The organism is Streptomyces sp. RerS4 (assembly GCF_023515955.1).
Lineage (GTDB): Bacteria > Actinomycetota > Actinomycetes > Streptomycetales > Streptomycetaceae > Streptomyces.
The window spans coordinates 1,533,832-1,554,951 of the sequence record NZ_CP097322.1 but is presented as its reverse complement, the minus strand read 5'-3'; the positions used below and the strand labels follow the sequence as shown (position 1 = coordinate 1,554,951).

Here is a 21,120-nt window from a genome sequence, read left to right as displayed (position 1 = left end):
TACCGCAAGAAAGGCACTCTTCGTGCGCAAGAACATCAAGCTCACCGCTTTCGCCGCCGCGTCCGCCGCGCTCGCCCTCGGCCTCACCGCCTGCGGCAGCTCCTCGGACCCGTCCTCCTCCGCCCAGACCGACGGCGGCAAGGTCGACGAGAGCAAGCCGCTGGTCATCGCGGCCTCCCCGAGCCCCCACGCCGACATCCTGAACTTCGTCAAGGACAAGCTCGCGGCGAAGGACGGCCTCAAGCTGGAGGTGAAGGAGTTCACGGACTACGTCCTGCCCAACACCGCCACCGAGCAGGGCCAGGTCGACGGCAACTACTTCCAGCACAAGCCGTACCTCGACGACTTCAACAAGAAGAACGGCACCCACATCGTGCCCGTCGTGAACGTGCACCTGGAGCCCCTCGGCCTCTACTCCAAGAAGGTCAAGGCCCTCACCGACATCAAGGCCGGCCAGACCATCGCCGTCCCCAACGACACCACCAACGAGGGCCGCGCGCTCCAGCTGCTCGCCGCGAACAACCTCATCACGCTCAAGGACGGCGTCGGCACCAGCGCCAAGCTCTCCGACATCACCGACAAGAAGGGCCTGGAGTTCAAGGAGCTGGAGGCCGCCACGGTCCCCCGCGCCCTGAACGACGTGGACGCCGCGATCATCAACGGCAACTACGCCCTGGAGGCCAACCTCTCGCCCGTCAAGGACGCCCTGGTCCTGGAGAAGGCCGAGGGCAACCCGTACGCCAACTTCCTCGCCGTCAAGGAAGGCAAGCAGAACGACCCGCGCGTCCAGAAGCTCGCCAAGCTCCTGAACTCCGACGAGGTCAAGAAGTTCATCGAGGAGAAGTACCAGGGCTCGGTCACCCCGGCCTTCGGCACCCCGGCCGCTTCCTGACGAACCGCCAATTGGCGGAAACCGCCTGGTAGAACGCCGGATCGCAGGCCCCGCGCACCCATCCGGGCGCGCGGGGCCGCGCTCTGCCCGCTCACGGGCGGCCCGGCCCTGCACATCCCCGGGCCGATGCTGCATGCTGTGGCCTACGACCCGCACACACGGTCCCGTACCCCCGGTCGCACCACGGTCTCAGGCATGGAGCTGCGCATGACTACCACCTTCCCGGACGTCACCATCAGCACGGACCGGCTGGTGCTGCGCCCGTTCGAGGAAGAGGACGTCACCGCGCTCGCCGAGATGATGAACGACGAGCACATCACCGCCTGGACCACCGTCCCGCACCCCTACACCCACGACGACGCCCACGCCTGGGCCACCCGGCTCTCCCACGCGGAGCGCACCGAGGGCCGAGGGATCGTCTTCGCGGTGACCGAGTTCCTCACCCACCGCCTCGTCGGCATCGTCCACCTGCGCCACACCGACTGGCGCACCCGCACCGCCGACGCCTGGTACGTCACCGCCCCCTGGGCCCGCGGCGAGGGCTACGCGAGCGAGGCCGTGCTCGCCGTCGCCCAGTGGCTCTTCCGCGACCAGCGCTTCGAACGCCTCGAACTGCGCACGGCCGCCGACAACACCGCCGCCCAGCAGGTCGCCCAGAAGATCGGCTGCATCAGCGAGGGCGTCCTGCGCAACGCCTGGATAGTGCGCGTCCAGGCGGCCGACGGCGACTGGACGCAGACCCGTACCGACGTCATCGTCTGGAGCCTCCTGCCCGAGGACCTCGACGACACCGACGCCTTCGGCGACTACGACGCCTACGACGAGTACCGCGACTACCGGGACTACGGTGACTACCGAGACCCCCGGGACCGTGCCGGGCACGCCCCCCACCCACCCCGCCCGATCCGCCCGGACCACGACGCCCGACCCCCCTTCGGGCAGCGGGCCGACGCGGCCGGCCACACCGTCGGCGCCGACCGCAACCGAGGCTGACCAGGTAGTCTCACCGTGCCTGTCGTGCGTGATGCGGCCGACGTGCGTGCCCGACGTGCCGGACATGCCGGACGGAGTGCCTGACGTGCCTGACGTGTGCGACGTGTTGCCCGACGTGTCCGACCCTCCCGACGAAACTTCGCCTGCCCCCACCCCAGGAGACTGACGACGATGGCCGACCGGGTCACGGTGATCGGCTGGGACGGCTCTCCGCTGACCGCGGCCGCCCGGTCCGCGCTCTCCGCCGCCACCCTCGTGGCCGGCGCCGCCCACCACCTTGCGCTCCCCGAGATCCCGCCCGGCGCCGAACGCGTCCGGCTCGGCAGCCTCGGCCTCGCCGCCCGCCGGATCGCCGGCCACCGCGGCACCGCCGTGGTCCTCGCCGACGGCGACCCCGGATTCTTCGGCATCGTCCGGATCCTGCGCGCCCCCGAGCACGGCCTCGAAGTGGAGGTCGTGCCCGCCGTCTCCTCCGTCGCCGCCGCCTTCGCGCGCGCCGGGATGCCCTGGGACGACGCCCAGGTCGTCGTCGCCCACCCCCGGACCCTGCGCCGCGCCGTCAACGTCTGCCGCGCCCACGCCAAGGTCGCCGTCCTCACCGCCCCCGGCGCCGGCCCCGCCGAACTGGCCCTGCTCCTCGACGGGGTGCACCGTACGTTCGTCATCTGCGAGGAACTCGGCACCGACCGCGAACGCGTCACCGTCCTCACCTCCGACAAGGCCGCCGACCACAGCTGGCGCGACCCCAACGTGGTCATCGTCATCGGCGGCGCCGGACAGGTCGCCACCACCGCCGAACCGGTCTGGCGCCTCGGCCAGAGCCCCGGCCAGGCCACCGACCGCGGCTGGGCCCGCGCGCGGAGCGCGGCCGCCGCGGCGAACGGGGACTTCGCACCGGCCGGGGAAGGGGAGTCCGCACAGCTGCGCGCCGCCCAACTCGCCCGGCTCGGCCCGCGTCCCGGCGACCTCGTCTGGGACATCGGCGCCGGCTCCGGAGCCCTCGCGGTGGACGCCGCCGCCTTCGGCGCCGCCGTCATCGCCGTCGACTCCGACCCCCGCGCCTGTGAACGCGTAACGGCCGCCGCCCGAACGCGCGGTGTACAGATCCAGGTCGTCGCCGGCCGGGCCCCGCACGTCCTGGAGAACCTGCCCGAACCCGACGTCGTGCGCGTCGGCGGCGGCGGCGCCCCCGTCGTCGCGGCCGTCGCCGACCGCCGTCCCGAACGGATCGTCAGCCACGCCTCCACCCGCGACGAGGCCGAAGCCATCGGACGCACCCTCACCGAACACGGGTACACGGTCGAATGCGCGCTCCTGCAATCGGTCGGCCTCGACACCCGAACCTGGGTCGAACAGGACCGTTCCGTGGTGTTCCTGCTGGCGGCCGAACGCCCCGTGAACCGCTGACGCGGAGCCCGGGGTAGGCTGGCCGATCGTCGTACTGCCCTGGCGGACGCGCGACGTGGCGCAGTCCACAGGGGACCGTGCCGGTTTATGGCCGACACGGCGGCCGACGAGCGCGACAATGCTCAGGAGTTGTTGCGCGATCGAAGAGGCAACACCGATGGGCGAGGGGTACGCATGACTGACACCGGCCAGGTCCCGGGCGAGGGTCACCCGGACAACACGGGCATGGTGGACCAGCACGGCACTCCCGCGCCGCTGCCGCCCCTCCCGCCGCTGCCGCAGGCACCGGCCGGCTACGCCTTCCAGGACCTCGTCGACGACCCGGCCGAGGCGGAGGACGAGGAACTCCTGCTGATGCCGAGCGGGCAGGGCTCCTGGAGCGACCCGCAGGTCGTCCCGCCGGTCCCCGCCTTCCCGACCGACTTCGCGGCGGAGGGCGGTTACCCGGAGGCCAATTATCCGGAGGCCGGCTACCCGGAGGCCGGCTACGGCCAGGGCGGGCAGCCGCAGGCCGGATACTCCGACACCGGACACCTCGCCTTCCCCGACCCCGGCTACCCGATGGCGCCGCAGCAGCCCGCGCCCGGCTTCCCCGAGGCACCCTACGCCGGGCAGCAGCCCCCCGCCGCCGAGGCGTTCGACCCCGCGGCCTACAGCGCCGGGGCCCACGAGACCGGCGGCCGTGACTCCGGCGCGCTCGACCTCGGCGGACTCGTGGTCCCGCCGCCGGCCGTGCCCGTGACGCCCGTCGCGCCGCAGGCCCCGTCCCGCAGGCCGCTGCACATGGGCCCGCCCGTGCCGGACGCCACCGGGAGTCGTACGGTCCCTCGCGGACCGGGGCCCGGCCGCCGCGCCCGCCGCCGCTCCGGCGCCCGCCCCGGCCCAGGCTCCGGCCATGGTCCCGGCCCCGCCGCGGCGCCGGTTCCGGTTCCGGCTCAGGCGCCGGCGGCGGAGCCGGTGGCGGTGCCCGCCTCGGCCGAGACCCCGGCTCCGGCTCCGGCTCCGGTTCCGGTCCAGGCGCCGGCCGAGGAGCCGGTTCCGGCTCAGGCGCCGCCGCCGAGCCGGTGGCGGTGCCCGGCGCGGCCGAGGCCCCGGTTCCGGCTGCTGCCCCGGCTGCCGCTCCCGCTCCTGCTTCCGTGACGGGCACCGAGCCGGAGCCGGAGGCCGCAGCGGAAGCCGCGCCGGAGCAGGCGCCCGCCGCCGTCGCTGATGTACCCGAGGCGCCCGAGTCGCCCGTCGCGCCGCTGCCGGAGCCCGCGCCCGTGCAGGCGGAGCAGCCCGGACCGGTGACGCCCGGTCCCGAGTACCTGGACTTCCCGCAGCCCGAGACCCCCGTGGCCACCCCGGCCCCGCAGCTCGGCGCGCCGTGGCCGGTGGAGCCGGCGCCCGCCGAGCCCGTGGCGGCCGAGGCCGCGCCGGAGCCGGAGCCCGTGGTGGCGGCGCAGCCCGAGCCACAGCCCGAGCCCGAGGCGGCGCCGGTCGAAGCCGCCGAGCCCGTGGCCGTCCCGGCGCCGGAGACCGCGGCCGCGCCCGAGCCCGAGCCCGCGGAAACGGTGGTGCAGCCCGCCGAGGAGCCCGCCGCCGCGCCGGAGGCCGAGCCGGTCGAGGCCGTCGCGACCGAAGCCGTGGCGCCCGAGGAGTCCGTCGAGGACACCGCCCAGGAGGCACCCGTCCCCGCCGAGGTCCTCGAAGAGGCCGACGCCGACGACGCCGTCGTCGAGGCACCCGTCGCGGAAGCGCCCGAAGAGGCCGCCGAGACGGTCTCCCCGGGGGAGCCCGCCCCCGGCTACGACGACGCCGAGCGCGAGGCCGTCCTGCGCGTCATGCGCGAGCGCCGCGACATCCGCAACGGCTTCCGCACCGACCCCATCCCGCACGAGGTGCTGCTCCGCGTCCTGGAGGCCGCGCACCACGCCCCCAGCGTCGGCCACTCCCAGCCCTGGGACTTCGTCGTCATCCGCTCGGCCGAGACCCGCCGCACGATGCACGAACTCGCCCAGCGCCAGCGCGAGGCCTACGCCAAGTCGCTGCCCAAGGGCCGCGCCAAGCAGTTCAAGGAACTGAAGATCGAGGCCATCCTCGACACCCCGGTGAACATCGTCGTCACCGCCGACCCCACGCGCGGCGGCCGGCACACCCTCGGCCGGCACACCCAGCCGCAGATGGCCCCGTACTCCTCCGCCCTCGCCGTCGAGAACCTCTGGCTCGCCGCCCGCGCCGAAGGCCTCGGCGTCGGCTGGGTCAGCTTCTTCGACGAGCGCGAGATGGTCCGCGAGCTGGGCCTCCCGGAGCACCTGGAGGTCGTCGCGTACCTCTGCGTCGGCTACGTGGACGAGTTCCCGGAAGAGCCGGAGCTGGCGCAGGCCGGCTGGTCCCAGCGCCGCCCGCTGGCCTGGGTCGTCCACGAGGAGACGTACGGGCGCCGCGCGCTGCCCGGCGAGGAGCCGCACGACCTGCTCTCCGAGACCGTCGCCGGCATCCGCCCGCTCGACGCGAAGGCGCTCGGCGAGGCGTGGGAGCGGCAGAAGCGCATGACGAAGCCCGCCGGGGCCCTGGGCATGCTGGAGATCATCTCCGCGCAGCTCGCCGGGCTCTCCCGGGTCTGCCCGCCGCCGATCCCCGAGCCGGCCGCCGTCGCGATCTTCGCCGGTGACCACGGGGTGCACGCGCAGGGCGTCACGCCGTGGCCCCAGGAGGTCACCACGCAGATGGTGGCCAACTTCCTCGGCGGCGGCGCCGTGTGCAACGCCTTCGCGAACCAGGTCGGCGCCGAGGTCTGCGTCATCGACGTCGGCGTGGCCGGCGACCTCCCCGCCACCCCCGGCCTGCTCCCGCGCAAGGTGCGGCCGGGTACGGCCGACCTCTCCACCGGCCCCGCCATGACCCGCGAGGAGGCCATCGCGGCCATCGAGGTGGGCATCGAGACCGCCCGCGACCTCGTGGCGGCCGGCAACAAGGCGCTCCTGACCGGCGAGATGGGCATCGCGAACACCACCGTGTCCGCCGCCCTCATCTCCGTCTTCACCGGAGTCGACCCGGCGGAGGTCACGGGCCGGGGCACCGGCATCAACGACGAGACGCACGCCCGCAAGGTGGACGTCGTACGCCGCGCCCTGGAGCTCCACCAGCCCGACCCGGCGGACCCGATCGGCGTCCTCGCCGCGATCGGCGGCCTGGAACACGCGGCGATCGTCGGCCTCCTGCTCGGCGGAGCGTCCCTGCGGACGCCGGTCATCCTCGACGGCGTGAGCGCCGGCGCCGCCGCCCTGGTGGCCCGCGCCATCGCCCCGGAGTCCCTCTCGGCGTGCATCGCGGGCCACCGCAGCGCGGAACCGGGACACGTCGCCGCCCTGAACAAGCTCGGCCTGCGCCCCCTGGTCGACTTGGACCTCCGCCTCGGCGAAGGCACCGGCGCCCTCCTGGCCCTCCCCCTGGTCCAGAGCGCGGCCCGCGCGATGCACGAGGTAGCCACCTTCGACTCGGCGGGCGTAACGGAGAAGTAGCGGCGGCCGGGGCCTCCGCTGGCAGGCGGCGCCGTCGCGCCCCCTCGCAGCGCGGGCCCGCTGTCTCCCCCTCGCCCCCCCAGGGCGGGCCGGTGGTTGCCCACCCGCCTCCCGGGCGCGGGTCGGGGGGCCGGTGGGCGGGGTCGTGGCGGGGCGATCTGCCGGGCCCGCTCACAGTCCCTTTCGGGACCGGGCGGTCGGCATACCTCCCCCCAGGACGACGAAATTGTCCTGGCGTGCACCAGGCACACCGGATCGCTACGCGCTCCTCGCATCTCAGCGTCTGACTACCGTCTTGGGCCGATCCCTGCTCCAAAACGCGGTCTGACGGGCTGGGCGCTCGTCGGAGCATTCTCATCGTCTTCTCGTGCGGGTATCGACCCCAGACGGCCGCCGGCTGCCGAGATATGAGGTGCACGTAGCGATCTGGGGCGCTTGGGTGCGCCGGAGGGCGATTTCGTCGTCCGGGCGGGAGGTTAGGCCGGCCGCCCGGTTGCGAAAGGGGCTTTGAGGTGCCCGAATGCCCGCTGGGCCGTGCGCCCGACCCCTCGCTCATCGCTGACGGGGCCGGTCCTGGTATGTCCGCCCCGTGCCGTTCTTTTGGGGGGTTCCCGGCAGTCCTTGTCTTTCCGGGGCGGGGCGGGCTGTCAAGGGTGGCCGAAGGCCATCGCGTAGCGACGCGAACGCAGTGAGCGCCCTTGACAGGCCGGCACGAACCGGAAGGACGATGGGACTGACGGGAAACCCCCAAGGCCGCCGTGAGACCGCCCCGCCACGACACCGCCCACCCGCGCCGCCGAGCCACTCGCCGGAACTTTGCCCCGCACGTACCACCAGCGCCTATGCGTCGTATCGTGGTCCCCGGGCGGGCGCCCCGCACCGTGTGCCCGCCACGCCGCTCCAGCGCAGCAGCGGCCCCGCCGACCACTTCCGCCGCATCAGGAGCCGCAACCGCCATGGCCAACCCGGCACACCCCGCCTACCCCGTAGGACTCCGTCTCGCCGGCCGCCGCGTCGTCGTCATCGGCGGCGGTCAGGTCGCCCAGCGCCGCCTCCCCGCCCTCGTCGCGGCCGGCGCCGACGTCCTGCTGATCTCCCCCTCCGCGACCCCCTCCGTGGAGGCCATGGCCGAGACCGGCGAGATCCGCTGGGAGCGCCGCCACTACCGGGACGGCGACCTGGACGGTGCCTGGTACGCGCTGATCGCGACCCGCGACCGGGCCGCCAACGACGCGGCCTCCGCCGAGGCCGAGAGCCGCCGCGTCTGGTGCGTGCGCGCCGACGACGCCGAGGCGGCCACCGCCTGGACCCCCGCCACCGGGCGGGTGGAGGGGGTCACCGTGGCCGTGCTGAGCGGCAACGACCCGCGCCGCTCCGCCGCCGTACGCGACGCCGTCGTCGACGGGCTGCGCGACGGGTCCCTCACCGCCGCCCGCCCGCACACCCCCGGCGTCGCACTCGTCGGCGGCGGTCCCGGCGACCCGGACCTGATCACCGTGCGCGGCCGGCGCCTGCTCGCCGAGGCGGACGTGGTCATCGCCGACCGGCTCGGCCCGCGCGACCTCCTGGACGAACTCCCGCCGCACGTCGAGGTCATCGACGCGGCGAAGATCCCGTACGGCCGTTTCATGGCCCAGGAGGCCATCAACAACGCCCTGATCGAGCACGCCAAGGCCGGCAAGGCCGTCGTCCGCCTCAAGGGCGGCGACCCGTACGTCTTCGGCCGGGGCATGGAGGAGCTCCAGGCGCTCGCCGAGCACGGCATCCCCTGCACGGTCGTCCCCGGCATCTCCAGTTCCATCTCGGTGCCCAGTGCCGTCGGCATCCCCGTCACCCACCGCGGCGTGGCGCACGAGTTCACCGTCGTCAGCGGCCACGTCGGCCCCGACGACCCGCGCTCCCTCGTGGACTGGGCGTCCCTCGCCAAGCTCACCGGAACCCTGGTCGTCCTGATGGGCGTCGACAAGATCGGCCTGATCGCCGAGGCCCTGGTCCGGCACGGCCGCTCCGCCGACACCCCCGTCGCCGTGATCCAGGAAGGCACCACCGCCACCCAGCGGCGCGTGGACGCCACCCTGGCGACCGTCGGCGAGACCGTTCGCGCCGAGGAGGTGCGCCCGCCCGCCGTCATCGTGATCGGCGACGTCGTGCGCGTGAACTCCCCCGACGCTCTTCCCACCGCCGGCGCCTGACAGGCCGTTGGCACCGCACCCCGGACAAGGCAGTATCACCCTGTGGCTGATCTCATCACCGTCGAGGACCCCGACGACCCGCGCCTGCGCGACTACACCGGCCTGACCGACGTCGAGCTGCGGCGCCGCCGCGAACCCGCCGAAGGCCTCTTCATCGCCGAGGGCGAGAAGGTCATCAGACGGGCCAAGGACGCCGGGTACGAGATGCGGTCGATGCTGCTCTCCGCCAAGTGGGTCGACGTCATGCGCGACGTCATCGACGAGCTCCCGGCCCCGGTCTACGCCGTCAGCCCCGAGCTCGCCGAGCGCGTCACCGGCTACCACGTCCACCGCGGCGCCCTCGCCTCGATGCAGCGCAAGCCGCTGCCCACGGCGCAGGAGCTGCTCGCCTCGGCCCGCCGCGTGGCCGTCATGGAGGCGGTGAACGACCACACCAACATCGGGGCCATTTTCCGGAGCGCCGCCGCCCTCGGCATGGACGCGGTCCTGCTGTCGCCGGACTGCGCCGATCCGCTCTACCGCCGGTCGGTGAAGGTCTCCATGGGCGCGGTGTTCTCCGTGCCCTACGCCCGCCTCGACGCCTGGCCCAAGAGCCTCGACTCGGTCCGGGAGGCGGGCTTCAAGCTCCTCGCCCTCACCCCGCACGAGAAGGCCTCCCCGATCGACGTGGCGGCCCCCCGGAGCCTGGAGCGCGTCGCGCTCATGCTCGGCGCGGAGGGCGACGGCCTCTCCACCCAGGCCCTGGTCGCCGCCGACGAGTGGGTCCGCATCCCCATGGCCCACGGCGTGGACTCCCTGAACGTCGGCGCCGCCGCGGCCGTCGCCTTCTACGCGGTCGCCGGCAGCCGGGGCTGAACCGGCGTCCCTACAGCCGCTGCGCCAGCGCGATGCCCAGCGCCACCAGCAGCGTGACCACCACGAACACGATCAGCCGCTGGCGCATCAGCTTCGGGTCCGGCCGGGACGGGCGACGCCCCGCCCCGGTCGTCCGCGGCGCCTGCCGGCCGCCCGTACGGCCCGCCGTGGACCCGGGGTTGCGGCCGGCGGCGGACGGCCGCGCGTGGGGGCCGCTGGGGTGGCCTGCGCCCGCGGCGTCGGCGTGGCGCCCGACGGCCTACGACGCTCCGTGCGCTGGTCGGCGTACGCGTCGGCCCGCTCGGGCACCCGCTCCGTCCGCGCCCGCTGCGCCGGCGGCCGTCCGTCGCCCAGCCCCTGCGCCTCGCGGGCGGCGATCTCCTTGAGCCGCATGGACAGCTGGAGCGTGCTCGGCCGCTCCTCGGGGTCCTTCTCCAGGCAGGCCCGCACCAGCGGCGCGAGGGCGTCCGGCACCCCGACGAGGTGCGGTTCCTCGTGGACGACGCGGTACAGCATCACCTCGGAACTACCGTGCCCGAAGGGCGAGTCGGCGGTGGCCGCGTAGGCGAGGGTGGCCCCCAGCGCGAACACGTCCGTCGCCGGCGTGACGGCGGCCCCGCGCACCTGCTCGGGCGCGAGGAAGCCGGGGGAGCCCACGGCCGTACCCACATGGGTGAGCGTGCTCGCCCCCGTGGCCCAGGCGATGCCGAAGTCGATGATCCGGGGGCCCTTGGGGGAGAGCAGGATGTTCGAGGGCTTGAGGTCCCGGTGGACCACCCCCGCCTCGTGTACGGCGACCAGCCCCTCGGCGAGCGCCGCCCCGACGGCGGCGATCTGCGCGGCCGTCAGGGGGCCTTCCTCGGCCACCTTGTCGTGCAGCGACGGGCCGGGCACGTACTGGGTCGCGAACCACGGACGCTCGGCGTCCAGATCGGCGGCGACGAGCCGCGCGGTGCAACCCCCGCGGATCCGCCGGGCGGCGGACACCTCGCGCGCGAAGCGGGACCGGAACTCCTGATCCTCCGCCAGGTCCGGCCGGATCACCTTGAGCGCCACGCGCTGACCGCGCCGGTCGGAGCCCAGGTACACCACGCCCATACCGCCGGCGCCGAGCCGCCGGTGCAGCCTGAACGAGCCGACGACACGCGGGTCCTCGCGCCGGAGCCGCATCATCGCCATGTCCACCCCGCTGGCCGGTCGTCCTGCTGACCTGGCACAGCTTACGGACCATCCGGCACGTGCGCTCAGAGGCCGCGCCCTCGTCCCGGGATTCGATTGTCAGTGCGGGGCACGCCACTTGGGGGTTTCGCCCCCTACGGCACGGTTCGCGCGGCCCGCCCCCGTGCTCGCCCAAACGGCCCTCGGGCCAAGGTGATTGACCCCTCGAAGGACCCCGCGCACGCCCCGGCGCGCGATCCCCGCGGCGTGCGTCGACGCCCCGGCGGGCCGGTCGTTCCCGTCAACGCCGGTAGAGGACACGCGTGTGCGGGGAGTGACGGAAGTGAGCGAAGTCACTACCCTCCGGTCATCCCCTCCGGGAAGACCCCCATCAAGGGGGAGGGATCTCCACCCAGGGGAGTACTCGGGGGGTGGGTTCCTCATCCTCCCGTAGGCCCGCCAATGGGTACGAGGGCATGAGGCCGACGGCCCCCCGGCGGCCTAGTGTTGAAGACAAGCGGCGGGTGGCGCACTCGTCCCCCGAGGTCACAAGCCCGCCGCTGCCAAACGACAGGGAGAGGACCATGGCGGACATCGCACGGCACGGACGCAAGGCATTCGCGTTCAACGGCCATGAGTCCGGCAAGCGCCACCCGCTGGTGGCCGCGGCCATGGTGCTCCCCCTGGCCGCCCTGCTGCTCTTCCTCTTCGGAGGCTTCGAGCAGGTGGCGGCGCAGGCGTCGTCCGTAGGCGTGATGCTGGGGCGCTGAGCGGCGCCCCGGGCCCGGGAGAGCGGCCCGGGTCGGGACATCGGCCTGCCACACCCCGTGGGGACGGGGGAGTGGCGGACGGACGGCAGGTGAAGGGTGGTGCCCGTCCGGCTGGGGAGCCGGACGGGCACCACCCTTTTTCGTACGTCTGGACAACGCGGAAGCCCCGGCCGTCGAGACGGCCGGGGCTTCCGGAGGTGGTGCGCGATACTGGGATTGAACCAGTGACCTCTTCCGTGTCAGGGAAGCGCTCTCCCGCTGAGCTAATCGCGCGGGACTGCGGTGCGAAGCCGCAGGTCAAGATGGTACTGCGTGCGCGATACTGGGATTGAACCAGTGACCTCTTCCGTGTCAGGGAAGCGCTCTCCCGCTGAGCTAATCGCGCGGGGATCCTTGCGGATCAGTGGACGATACTGGGATTGAACCAGTGACCCCTTCCGTGTCAGGGAAGTGCTCTCCCGCTGAGCTAATCGTCCTTGGAGGTGGAGACGGGATTTGAACCCGTGTAGACGGCTTTGCAGGCCGTTGCCTCGCCTCTCGGCCACTCCACCATGGAGCTGCGGGGGTTCTCGGGAAGAAACCCCCCACTTCGAGCGGACGACGAGACTCGAACTCGCGACATCCACCTTGGCAAGGTGGTGCTCTACCAACTGAGCTACGTCCGCAGTGTCACCGTGTTCGCTCCGGGGTTTTCCCCTTCGCTCCCTGGCGACGTGTTGAACTCTAGCGGATTCCCGGGCCAGCTCAAAAACGCGTTTCCGCAGCGTGCTGCCGCCCGATCACCGGCGGTCACCCGATCGTCACCTCATCGGCGGTATCCCGCCACCGGTCATAGACTCGCAGCCGTGCACGACCTGCCTCCCCTCGCCCGCTTCGGCGGCCTTCTCGCGACCGACCTCCGAGATGTCACCAGCGACCCCTCCGCCCTCGACTCCACCGGGTTCTGGGCGGTGAGCGCAGACTTCGAAGGCCGGCTGGTCTGCGCGCGCTTCGGGGACATACGCCCCGACCCCGTCCCGGCACCCGTCCCCGGAGCCTGGCGCGGACCGGCCCCCCACCAGTGGTCCTCCTCGCTCGACCGCGCCGCCTACGTCGAGGGCGTACGCCGCATCCGCGCGTACATCGCGGCCGGCGAGGTCTATCAGGCCAATCTCTGCCGGGTGGTGTCCGCGCCCCTGCCCGACCCGGCCGCCGCCGACGTCGACGCCCTGACGGCGCTGCTCGCGCGCGGCAACCCGGCCCCCTACGCAGGAACGATTCGGCTGCCCGCCCACGGCGTCGAGATCGCCACCGCCTCCCCCGAGCTGTTCCTGAGCCGCGACGGCCGTCACATCGAGTCCGGGCCCATCAAGGGCACCGGCCGCACCGTGGCCGACCTCCTGCCCAAGGACCACGCCGAGAACGTGATGATCGTGGACCTCGTCCGCAACGACCTCGGCCGCGTCTGCGCCACCGGCTCCGTCGCCGTCCCCGAGCTGTGCGCCGTGGAGGAGCACCCGGGACTCGTCCACCTCGTCTCCACCGTCAGCGGCGAGCTGGCCGACGGCGCGGGCTGGCCGGAGCTGCTGGCCGCCACCTTCCCGCCCGGCTCCGTCACCGGCGCCCCCAAGTCCTCCGCCCTGCGGATCATCGAGGAGCTGGAGACCTCCCCGCGCGGCCCCTACTGCGGAGGCGTCGGCTGGGTCGACGCCGACCGGGGCACCGCCGCGCTCGCCGTCGGGATCCGGACGTTCTGGATCGACCGCGAGGCCCCCGGCGGCCCCCGGTTGTGCTTCGGCACCGGCGCCGGGATCACCTGGGGCTCCGACCCCGAGCGGGAGTGGGCGGAGACCGAACTGAAGGCCTCCCGGCTCCTCGCGCTGGCGTCGGGTATACGTGAGCCGGGCCCGCACGGGGCCCGCGACCTGAGTGGAGGAACCGTACGGTGAGGATCTGGCTCGACGGAACACTGCGCGACGCCCGGGACGCGAAGGTCTCGGTCCTGGACCACGGGCTCACGGTGGGCGACGGGGTCTTCGAGACCCTCAAGGCCCGGGAGGGCACGGCGTTCGCCCTCACCCGCCACCTGGACCGGCTCACGCGCTCCGCCCGGGGCCTCGGCCTGCCCGACCCCGACCTCGACGAGGTGCGCCGCGCCTGCGCCGCCGTCCTGGAGGCCAACCCGATGCCGCTCGGGCGCCTGCGGATCACCTACACCGGCGGCATGTCCCCCCTCGGCTCCGACCGCGGCGACACGGGCCCCACGCTGGTCGTCGCCGTCGGCGAGACCGTCCGGCGCCCCGACTCCACCGCCGTGATCACCGTCCCCTGGGTCCGCAACGAACGCTCCCCGCTGACCGGCCTGAAGACCACCTCCTACGCGGAGAACGTGGTCGCCCTGGACCGCGCCCACCGGGCCGACGCCTCCGAGGCGCTCTTCGCCAACACCCTCGGCAGGCTCTGCGAGGGCACCGGCTCCAACGTCTTCGTCGTCCTCGACGGGGAACTCCACACCCCGCCCCTCGACTCCGGCTGCCTCGCGGGCATCACCCGCGCGCTGGCCATCGAGTGGAGCGGCGCCAAGGAGACCGACCTGCCCTTCGAGGCGCTGGAGCGGGCGGAGGAGATCTTCCTGACCTCCACCCTGCGCGACGTCCAGGCCGTCCACCGGGTCGACGGACGCCCCCTGACCGGCGCCCCCGGCCCCGTCACCGCCAAGGCGATGCGGGTCTTCGACGAGCGCGCGGGCTCCGACCTCGACCCGTGAGCGACCCGCCCCGTGGTCAGGTGGCCGCCGGGCGGGTAGAACTCGACGGATGACCACCACCCTGCGGCCCGGCGGGCCGCTTCAGCAGAGCGAGGGCGGCGCGCGCTCGCGCCCGTACGAGGTGCGCGTCAACAGCCGGCGCGTCGGGGGGCTGCTGATCGCCTCCGACACGCCCTTCGGGCCGACGGTCGGGGAGATCCGCGACCTGGTCGTGGACGAGCCGGACCGCCGCCGGGGCCGGGCCACGGTCGCCGCGCTCGCCGCCGAGGAAGTGCTGCGCGGCTGGGGCTGCCGCCGCGTACGGATCTCCGTACCGGCCGGCTCGCCGGGCGGGCTGCGGCTGGCCGCCGCCCTCGGGTACGTCGAGCAGGGCCGCAACCTCGCCAAGGCGCTCCCCGGCGAGCCCCTCGCGCTCTCCGGGGAGGCCCGCGGCCGCCCGATGACCCGGGCCGAGTACGAGGCGTGGGAGCCCCGGGCCCGGGAGGCGTACGCCGAGGACTGGATCGGCCGCGGGATGGCCCCCGAGGCCGCCCGCGCCAAGGCCGCCGCCGACCACCACACGCAGCTGCCGCGCGGCCTGGACACCCCCGCGACGCGCTTCACGGTCCTGGAGGTCTCCGGGGTGCCCGTCGGCCACGTGTGGACGGGTCCGCGCGACGGCGGCACGTACATCTACGACGTGGCGGTCGCCGAGGAGCAGCGGGGCCGGGGCCACGGCCGCGACCTGATGCTCCTCGCCGAGCGGGTCGCCCTCGCCGCCGGCCACGACCGCATCGGCCTGCACGTCTTCGCCGGCAACACCCCGGCGCTGCGCCTGTACGAGTCGCTGGGCTACCGTCCGACGGTCTTCCACTACGCCAAGGAACTGATCTAGGTCGTGTCTTGTGGATCAGGCCGGATCAGCGAGCGGCGTCCGGGGCCGTGCGTCGCAAGGCGGAGGAGGGAGCCGCTGCGGAGCATTGGCGACCGACGACAACGCGGCGAGGCGCGGCCCCGGACGTCGGGAGCCCGGCATGATCCACAAGACACGACCTAGATCTTCAGGCGGACCTTCAGGAGGAGAGGAGCCGGTCGGCGATCGCCTCGATGCGGGCGCGCAGGCCCTCCTGGCTCTTGCCGCCGTCGAGGCGCTCGCCGTCGATCACATACGTGGGCGTGCCGGTCACGCCGATGGCCTTGCCCTCGGCCTGGTCGGCGTCCACGATCAGGATGTGCCGACCGTCGATCAGGGCGGTGTCGAACTCCTCGACGTCCAGGCCGAGTTCACGGGCCACGTCCAGCAGGACGGCCTCGCCGCGCTCGCCGAGTTCGGCCGCCCTGGCCAGTACGGCCTCCACGTACGGCCAGCCCTGGCCCTGCTCCAGCGCCTCCTCGGCGGCCTGCGCGGCCGCGAAGGCGTGCTTGTGCTTCTCCAGCGGGAAGTGGCGCAGCCGGATGTCCAGCCGGTCGCCGTAGCGGCCCCGCAGGGCGCGTACGTCGTCCAGAGCGCTGTGGCAGTCCGGGCACTGGAGTTCGCACCAGACGTCGAGGATCACGGAATCGGTCATGCCGACAGTCTCCCAGCCCCCGCGTCGGCGCACCGACCGGGACCTGGGGAGGAGGCCCGACCCCGAGATCTCCCGGAGATCCTTCCGACGGCGGCCCGGGGCATGGCCGGGGCGGCCCCGACCGGTGCACGATGGATGGGACAGACCGCCCGACCGTCGCCCAGCCCCGGAGGACCGCATGCTCGCCGAGACCATATGTTCCGCGGTGTCCGCGGCGGGCCTGGGCATCGCCGCCGTGACCGCGTACCGCAGGCGTTTCCTCGCCGCGACGCGGATCGCCGCCTACTCGCTGGTGCCGGTCGCGCTGGTGCTGACGGGCCTGGTGGAGTGGGTGTCGGGCATCGTCTTCAGGCCGACCGTGTGGATCGGCTTCGGCCTGCTGGGCGTGGCCTGGCTGCTCTTCACGGGCTCGCGGGCCGTGGAGCGCCGGGGCCTCGGCAAGGCGCCGAAGCCGCCCAAGGCGGCCAAGGGCGGACGGAGCCGCGAGGCCGTCGCCCCCACCGCCTCCGCCCCCTCCCTGGGCGGCCGCCCGGCCACCACCCCGAAGACCACCCCGACCGCCCCGGCGGACGACTTCTCCGACATCGAGGCCATCCTCAAGAAGCACGGCATCTGACGACGCGCACCTGATCCGCCGGACACCCCCTAGGGGGTGTCCGGCGGATCATGGCCGGGCCCGCGGCGTCTGGCACGGCGCCTCGCCGCGTTGCCGAAACGCCCCGATAGCTCCGCTATCAAGACGCTCCGGCGCCTTGCGATCCCCCGCACCAGACGCCGCGGTCTATCCGACCCTGATCCGCCGGACACCCCCTAGCGGACCGGGGCCCGTACCGGGAAGGGAAGGCGCGCGGAACCACCTGAACTGACGAGAGCCGGCGAACTACCGCGTCGAATCTGGCGTGTTGGGGGGAGATCCGGCACGCGCTGCGCGATCATCGCCCCGACATGCTCGACACATCGCAGGGTGAGCCGTCGGCTCCCGCCCCCGTCGCCCAGACGCCTCTCGCCCAGACGCCCATCGCCCAGCCCCCCGTCGCCCCGGAAGCGCGCGGTTGTCTCTTCGCGCTCTCCCAACCACCCCTGATGATCTTCCTAGGGGTGATCGGGACCCTGCTGCTGCTCGCCGCCGTGCACGACCTGTACCTGCTCTGAACCCGGCCCCGCGGCCCGCCCGGCGTCCTCCGGGTGCGCGTCGGCCTCCTTGCGCCGCGCCCGGTACGCGGCCACGTGCAGCCGGTTCCCGCAGGTGCGGCTGTCGCAGTAGCGTCGCGAGCGGTTGCGGGACAGGTCGACGAAGGCCCGCCGGCAGTCCGGGGCCTCGCAGCGGCGCAACCGTTCCTGCTCGCCGGAGACCACGATGAAGGCCAGCGCCATGCCGCCGTCCGCCGCGAGGTGATCGCCGACCGAGGCGCCCGGCGCGAAGTAGTGCACGTGCCAGTCGTAGCCGTCGTGGTCGGTCAGCCGGGGGGTGGTGCCGGCCGTGGCGACCAGCTCGTTGATCAGCGCGGCCGCGGCGCGCGACGTGGGCGCGGCGAAGACCTGCGCGAACTTGCCGCGCACCGTGCGTACGCCGGCGAGGTCGCGGGCGCCGAGCTCGCCGACGTCGCTGATCGCGTGTTCCCGGACGAAGCCGCGCAGCGCGCCGATGTCGGACAGTCCGTCGGGCTGGTCCGGCTCGGCGGCCGTGTTCACCAGCGCGACGACGACGTCGAGCGCGCGACGGGTGTCGTGGGGGATCTGCACGGTTCGCTCCCTGGAAGCCGGGCCTGCGGGGGCGGATCGCCGCCACCGGATGCTCGACTTTAGCGCCTGCCCTGCCGGGGGGAACCAAGCGCAGCGGCGCCGTCCTCACGGGTGGCTCCCGTGAGAACAGCGCCGCATTGCCGTATGTGGTTGTCCCGCGCCTCACCGTCGCCCCGAGTCGGACGGTGTCGAGCGGGGATGGGTCTGGCTCAGCTTTCGGCCAGGATGTGGGAGAGCTCCTTGTCGAGGTCGAAGTGCCGGTGCTCGGTCCCGGGTGGGACCGCGGCGTCCGTCCGCTTGAGGAACGACTCCAGTGCTCGGGCGGGTGCTTCGAGCAGTGCTTCTCCCTCCGGTGAGCTCAGGGCGATGCAGACGACGCCCTGACCGTGACTGCGGGACGGCCAGACGCGGACGTCTCCGGTACCGGTGGGCCGGTGGAGGCCCTCCGCGAGGAGGTCACGGGCGAATACCCACTCGACCGTCTCCTCGGCGCCGGTGTGGAAGGTGGCGTGCACGGCGTAGGGGTCGGCCGTGTCATACCGCAGGCCCGCGGGAACAGGCAGTGAGGACTCGCTCGACACAACGAGGCGCAGGTGCAGCTCGCAGCTGACCGTGGTGTTCATAAGCGCCAGGGCCTTTCGCTCAGTGTGCGCTCGGGGATTCGCACGTCGGCGAAATCGACATGCCACCTACGGTGCCGTTGTAAACCCCTCTGACCGTTTTGCGGACCTCTGGGTCCCTCGGACGGCGGATCCAAAGCGGAAGTCACGTGTGCTTCAGGGCTCCGGTAGATTCTTCGTCATGAATACGGGGAGTGACCACGGAGCCCATGAGTCCGCGACCACCGGACCGGACGCCGCGCAGACGCCGCACGTCTCCAAGGCGCCTGCCTTCATCAAGGCCAACCGCAGCCTGCACCTCAGCTGGCAGGTCGGCGTCTTCATCGTCGGTCTGGCCGTCATCGGCGCCGGCGTCGCCATGCTCGTCCTGCCCGGACCGGGCTGGGTGGCGATCTTCGCCGGTCTGGCGATCTGGGCGACCGAGTTCGCCTGGGCCCACCTCGTCCTGCGCTGGACGAAGCGCAAGGTGAGCGAGGCCGCGCAGAAGGCGCTGGATCCCAAGGTCCGCCGCCGCAACATCATCCTGACCAGCGTGGGCCTGGCCATCGCGGCCGCGTTGATCGGCTTCTACCTGTGGAAGTACGGCCTGGTCCTGCCGTGGAACCTCAAGGACCAGTAGCCCGCCGGCGGTGGTCATGGAGCACCGCTGACATGCGGTAATGTTTGCGGTGCGTCCGGGCGATTAGCTCAGTGGGAGAGCACTTCGTTCACACCGAAGGGGTCACTGGTTCGAACCCAGTATCGCCCACCCGGAGCAGAGGCCCGGAGACTCGTCAGAGTCTCCGGGCCTCCGTCGTACCCGGCCCCTCAGCCCCTCACCCCATGCGGCCGAGGGCCTCCCGCAGCCGGCGGGCGTCGCGCAGCCGCCTCTCGTACGTCGCCCCCACCGCCAGCAGCAGCACCCCCGCGAGCGCCGGCGGCAGCCAGCGCGGCAGGACGCCCACCACCTGCGCGACGTACGGGGCCAGCTCGTGCACCGCCACCGCCGCCAGGGCCGCGCCGCCCAGCAGCAGTGGGGCCTGGAGCCGGCGGTGCGCGCCGATCAGGGTCACGGCCAGCGCGGCGAGGCCCAGCAGCAGCGGGCGCAGCCAGTGCGCGTCGCCCCATACGGCGTACAGGCTCGGCAGCAGGGTCACCCCGAGCCCCGGCCCGTACGCCGCCCAGGACGAGGTCCCCGGATCCCGGCGGCGGCGCAGCGCGCCCACCACCAGCGCCGGCGCCGACACGGCCAGGGTGTACGCCTCCGGCACCTCCACCCCCGACGCGCCGAGCCGTACCCAGGTCGCCGCCACGCCCAGCGCCCCGCCGCCCAGCCGAGCGCGCGCCGCTCGGGCCGCAGCGCGGCGGCCGCGCAGAGCACCCCGCCCAGCGCGAGCACCAGCGCCGACAGCGGCCCGTCGCCCGCCGCGAGCAGCAGGGCGAGCACCCCGACACCCCAGCGGCGGCCTCGGCGGCCACCCGCACCCGCCCCAGCCTCGACGCCACCGCCACCACGGCGGCCGGCACCACCAGCACCGCCACGCCCCGCCAGGGCGCCGAAAGTCCCACCAGTGCGCCCAGGGCCACCACGGTCGCCGCCGCGTACCCGACGGCCGCCACCGCCCCGCCGCCCGCAGCGGCCTCCAGGCGGCCCCGTACGCCGCTGCCCGCGCCCCGCCGAGGCCCAGCAGCCCGAACACCGCGAACGTCGCCAGACGGCCGTCCAGGGCGGCCACGGACACGCTCACGGCCCCGACCGCGGCGCACACCCCGCCGCGATCCCCACGGCGGCGCGAGCCGGCGTCCGCAGCGCGAGCGCCCCGAGCGCCGCCGTCACCCCGAGCTGCGCCCCGAGCACCACCGCCGTCGGCATGACGGCCGCCATCGGAGCCACGAACAGCCCCGCCCAGGCGCACACCACCGCCACCGCCGACGCCACGGCCACCGGCTCCCGGCGGCCCGGCAGCGACCGGGCCACGCACCAGCCGGCCCCCGCCGTCAGCAGCAGGGTCACCGCCAAGGCCGCCACCGGCAGCTCCCGGGCCGGAGCCGGGGTCGTCGCCGCCCACACCTCCCCCAGCACCCGCAGCCGCGTCACGAGCAGCACCGCCGTCCCCGCCAGGCCCGTCACCGCCGCCAGGGCGGCCACCCCCACCCCGGCCCACAGCAACCCGCGCCGCACCGGCTCCGGCACGCCGGCCGCACGTACGCCGGCCGCCCGTACGAGCACCAGCAGCGCCGACGCCGCCACCACCCGCAGTGCCACGCCCCACCCCGGGCCCAGGTCGGCCGGAGCCGCCGCCCCGACCGCCGCCACCGCCGCCAGGCCCCACCAGCGCCGCCGCCACGCCTTCGGCTCCCGCCAGGCCACCGCCACGCCCAGCGCGGCCCCGCCGCGAGGGCGGCGCCACCGAGGCCCCGAGCCCCACCAGCAGGGCCGCCCGCCCAGCAGCCCCGCCGCCGCCCACGCGGGGACCCGTACCGCCCGCCGGGACACCGCCACCGCCAGGGCCGCGTCCAGCGCGGCCGTCGCCAGCAGCGCCCAGCCGCCCTCCACCGCGTCCGAACCCGAGGCGGCCGCCGCCAGCGACAGCGGCAGCTGCCCCACCAGCACGGCGGCCACGAGCGGCAGCCGCAGCCGCCCAGGGCCGCGCCGTACGCCGCCCACAGCGCCGCCAGCGCCGCGCTCGCCCCGCCGCGTACGCCAGGCCGTCG

General features: G+C 74.1%; 17 protein-coding genes, 6 tRNA genes and 3 pseudogenes. 15 read left to right on the top strand and 11 right to left on the bottom strand.

What is annotated here, in order from left to right:
- Window positions 1–22: 22 nt before the first annotated feature.
- The 7 genes and pseudogenes from M4D82_RS07115 to M4D82_RS07090 all read left to right on the top strand — a co-directional run bounded on the left by M4D82_RS07115 (window position 23) and on the right by M4D82_RS07090 (window position 9,842).
- Window positions 23–892, top strand: a complete 870-nt coding sequence (locus M4D82_RS07115; RefSeq protein WP_249765223.1) for a MetQ/NlpA family ABC transporter substrate-binding protein — start codon at window positions 23–25, stop codon at window positions 890–892.
- A gap of 207 nt (window positions 893–1,099) precedes the next feature.
- Window positions 1,100–1,720 (top strand): annotated as a pseudogene (locus M4D82_RS07110) (GNAT family N-acetyltransferase); the annotation flags it as partial.
- A 336-nt stretch (window positions 1,721–2,056) separates the two neighbouring features.
- Window positions 2,057–3,292 (top strand): precorrin-6y C5,15-methyltransferase (decarboxylating) subunit CbiE, encoded by a 1,236-nt coding sequence (cbiE, locus tag M4D82_RS07105; RefSeq protein WP_249765222.1) that lies wholly within the window; start codon window positions 2,057–2,059, stop codon window positions 3,290–3,292.
- 174 nt (window positions 3,293–3,466) lie between these two features.
- Complete coding sequence (locus tag M4D82_RS34560; protein ID WP_502988884.1) at window positions 3,467–4,432, top strand: hypothetical protein; 966 nt, start codon at window positions 3,467–3,469, stop codon at window positions 4,430–4,432.
- Complete coding sequence (gene cobT / locus M4D82_RS07100; protein ID WP_502988883.1) at window positions 4,429–6,795, top strand: nicotinate-nucleotide--dimethylbenzimidazole phosphoribosyltransferase; 2,367 nt, start codon at window positions 4,429–4,431, stop codon at window positions 6,793–6,795. Before M4D82_RS34560 ends, cobT begins: the two co-directional genes overlap by 4 nt.
- A 956-nt stretch (window positions 6,796–7,751) precedes the next feature.
- Window positions 7,752–8,987, top strand: a complete 1,236-nt coding sequence (gene cobA / locus M4D82_RS07095; RefSeq protein WP_249765221.1) for a uroporphyrinogen-III C-methyltransferase — start codon at window positions 7,752–7,754, stop codon at window positions 8,985–8,987.
- Window positions 8,988–9,029: 42 nt separating this feature from the next.
- Window positions 9,030–9,842 (top strand): TrmH family RNA methyltransferase, encoded by an 813-nt coding sequence (locus M4D82_RS07090; RefSeq protein WP_249765220.1) that lies wholly within the window; start codon window positions 9,030–9,032, stop codon window positions 9,840–9,842.
- On the opposite strand, the pseudogene M4D82_RS07085 reads toward M4D82_RS07090, so the two are convergent.
- Window positions 9,780–11,027: pseudogene (locus M4D82_RS07085) on the bottom strand (serine/threonine-protein kinase); the annotation flags it as partial. The gene M4D82_RS07090 and the pseudogene M4D82_RS07085 overlap by 63 nt on opposite strands.
- A gap of 557 nt (window positions 11,028–11,584) precedes the next feature.
- Here M4D82_RS07085 and M4D82_RS07080 point away from each other — a divergent pair.
- Window positions 11,585–11,770 (top strand): hypothetical protein, encoded by a 186-nt coding sequence (locus M4D82_RS07080; protein ID WP_249765219.1) that lies wholly within the window; start codon window positions 11,585–11,587, stop codon window positions 11,768–11,770.
- Between the two features lie 198 nt (window positions 11,771–11,968).
- Here M4D82_RS07080 and M4D82_RS07075 read toward each other — a convergent pair.
- The 5 genes from M4D82_RS07075 to M4D82_RS07055 form a co-directional block, all read right to left on the bottom strand.
- A tRNA-Val gene (locus tag M4D82_RS07075) sits at window positions 11,969–12,043 on the bottom strand.
- A gap of 40 nt (window positions 12,044–12,083) precedes the next feature.
- Window positions 12,084–12,155: transfer RNA gene (locus M4D82_RS07070), tRNA-Val, on the bottom strand.
- A 19-nt stretch (window positions 12,156–12,174) separates the two neighbouring features.
- Window positions 12,175–12,246: transfer RNA gene (locus M4D82_RS07065), tRNA-Val, on the bottom strand.
- A gap of 1 nt (window position 12,247) precedes the next feature.
- Window positions 12,248–12,321: transfer RNA gene (locus M4D82_RS07060), tRNA-Cys, on the bottom strand.
- A 41-nt stretch (window positions 12,322–12,362) separates the two neighbouring features.
- Window positions 12,363–12,435 (bottom strand) — tRNA-Gly (locus M4D82_RS07055).
- A gap of 180 nt (window positions 12,436–12,615) precedes the next feature.
- Here M4D82_RS07055 and M4D82_RS07050 point away from each other — a divergent pair.
- The 3 genes from M4D82_RS07050 to M4D82_RS07035 are packed head-to-tail and all read left to right on the top strand — an operon-like array spanning window position 12,616 to window position 15,390.
- Window positions 12,616–13,698, top strand: a complete 1,083-nt coding sequence (locus M4D82_RS07050; RefSeq protein ID WP_283844451.1) for a chorismate-binding protein — start codon at window positions 12,616–12,618, stop codon at window positions 13,696–13,698.
- A complete protein-coding gene (locus M4D82_RS07040; protein WP_249765218.1) occupies window positions 13,695–14,516 on the top strand; it encodes an aminotransferase class IV in 822 nt (273 codons plus the stop codon). Before M4D82_RS07050 ends, M4D82_RS07040 begins: the two co-directional genes overlap by 4 nt.
- Window positions 14,517–14,565: 49 nt before the next feature.
- Window positions 14,566–15,390: a GNAT family N-acetyltransferase gene (locus M4D82_RS07035; protein WP_249765217.1), complete on the top strand. Its 825-nt coding sequence runs from the start codon at window positions 14,566–14,568 to the stop codon at window positions 15,388–15,390.
- A 178-nt stretch (window positions 15,391–15,568) separates the two neighbouring features.
- Here the strand turns inward: M4D82_RS07035 and M4D82_RS07030 are convergent, their stop codons facing one another.
- Window positions 15,569–16,063 (bottom strand): DsbA family protein, encoded by a 495-nt coding sequence (locus M4D82_RS07030; RefSeq protein WP_249765216.1) that lies wholly within the window; start codon window positions 16,061–16,063, stop codon window positions 15,569–15,571.
- A 178-nt stretch (window positions 16,064–16,241) separates the two neighbouring features.
- Between M4D82_RS07030 and M4D82_RS07025 the strand changes: the two genes are divergently transcribed.
- Complete coding sequence (locus tag M4D82_RS07025) at window positions 16,242–16,679, top strand: hypothetical protein (RefSeq protein WP_249765215.1); 438 nt, start codon at window positions 16,242–16,244, stop codon at window positions 16,677–16,679.
- A 329-nt stretch (window positions 16,680–17,008) separates the two neighbouring features.
- Window positions 17,009–17,215: a hypothetical protein gene (locus tag M4D82_RS07020; RefSeq protein ID WP_249765214.1), complete on the top strand. Its 207-nt coding sequence runs from the start codon at window positions 17,009–17,011 to the stop codon at window positions 17,213–17,215.
- Window positions 17,216–17,251: 36 nt separating this feature from the next.
- Here M4D82_RS07020 and M4D82_RS07015 read toward each other — a convergent pair.
- Together M4D82_RS07015 and M4D82_RS07010 are read right to left on the bottom strand one after the other, a co-directional pair.
- Window positions 17,252–17,806: pseudogene (locus tag M4D82_RS07015) on the bottom strand (CGNR zinc finger domain-containing protein); the annotation flags it as partial.
- 209 nt (window positions 17,807–18,015) lie between these two features.
- Window positions 18,016–18,429 (bottom strand): SsgA family sporulation/cell division regulator, encoded by a 414-nt coding sequence (locus M4D82_RS07010; RefSeq protein ID WP_030011909.1) that lies wholly within the window; start codon window positions 18,427–18,429, stop codon window positions 18,016–18,018.
- Between the two features lie 178 nt (window positions 18,430–18,607).
- Between M4D82_RS07010 and M4D82_RS07005 the strand changes: the two genes are divergently transcribed.
- Window positions 18,608–19,045, top strand: a complete 438-nt coding sequence (locus M4D82_RS07005; RefSeq protein ID WP_249765213.1) for a TIGR02611 family protein — start codon at window positions 18,608–18,610, stop codon at window positions 19,043–19,045.
- 57 nt (window positions 19,046–19,102) lie between these two features.
- Window positions 19,103–19,174, top strand: a tRNA-Val gene (locus tag M4D82_RS07000).
- 67 nt (window positions 19,175–19,241) lie between these two features.
- Here the strand turns inward: M4D82_RS07000 and M4D82_RS06995 are convergent.
- Window positions 19,242–20,105 (bottom strand): SCO7613 C-terminal domain-containing membrane protein, encoded by an 864-nt coding sequence (locus tag M4D82_RS06995; protein ID WP_502989052.1) that lies wholly within the window; start codon window positions 20,103–20,105, stop codon window positions 19,242–19,244.
- Window positions 20,106–20,149: 44 nt separating this feature from the next.
- Window positions 20,150–21,073, bottom strand: a complete 924-nt coding sequence (locus M4D82_RS06990; RefSeq protein WP_249765212.1) for a hypothetical protein — start codon at window positions 21,071–21,073, stop codon at window positions 20,150–20,152.
- Window positions 21,074–21,120 lie beyond the last annotated feature (47 nt).

Coding starts and splice junctions, on each gene's coding strand:
- M4D82_RS07005 (WP_249765213.1), top strand. CDS start 18,608: ATGAATACGGGGAGTGACCACGGAGCCCATGAGTCCGCGACCACCGGA.
- M4D82_RS07025 (WP_249765215.1), top strand. CDS start 16,242: ATGCTCGCCGAGACCATATGTTCCGCGGTGTCCGCGGCGGGCCTGGGC.
- M4D82_RS07030 (WP_249765216.1), bottom strand. CDS start 16,063: ATGACCGATTCCGTGATCCTCGACGTCTGGTGCGAACTCCAGTGCCCG.
- cobA (WP_249765221.1), top strand. CDS start 7,752: ATGGCCAACCCGGCACACCCCGCCTACCCCGTAGGACTCCGTCTCGCC.
- M4D82_RS07035 (WP_249765217.1), top strand. CDS start 14,566: ATGACCACCACCCTGCGGCCCGGCGGGCCGCTTCAGCAGAGCGAGGGC.
- M4D82_RS07010 (WP_030011909.1), bottom strand. CDS start 18,429: ATGAACACCACGGTCAGCTGCGAGCTGCACCTGCGCCTCGTTGTGTCG.
- cbiE (WP_249765222.1), top strand. CDS start 2,057: ATGGCCGACCGGGTCACGGTGATCGGCTGGGACGGCTCTCCGCTGACC.
- M4D82_RS07080 (WP_249765219.1), top strand. CDS start 11,585: ATGGCGGACATCGCACGGCACGGACGCAAGGCATTCGCGTTCAACGGC.
- M4D82_RS07020 (WP_249765214.1), top strand. CDS start 17,009: ATGCTCGACACATCGCAGGGTGAGCCGTCGGCTCCCGCCCCCGTCGCC.
- M4D82_RS34560 (WP_502988884.1), top strand. CDS start 3,467: ATGACTGACACCGGCCAGGTCCCGGGCGAGGGTCACCCGGACAACACG.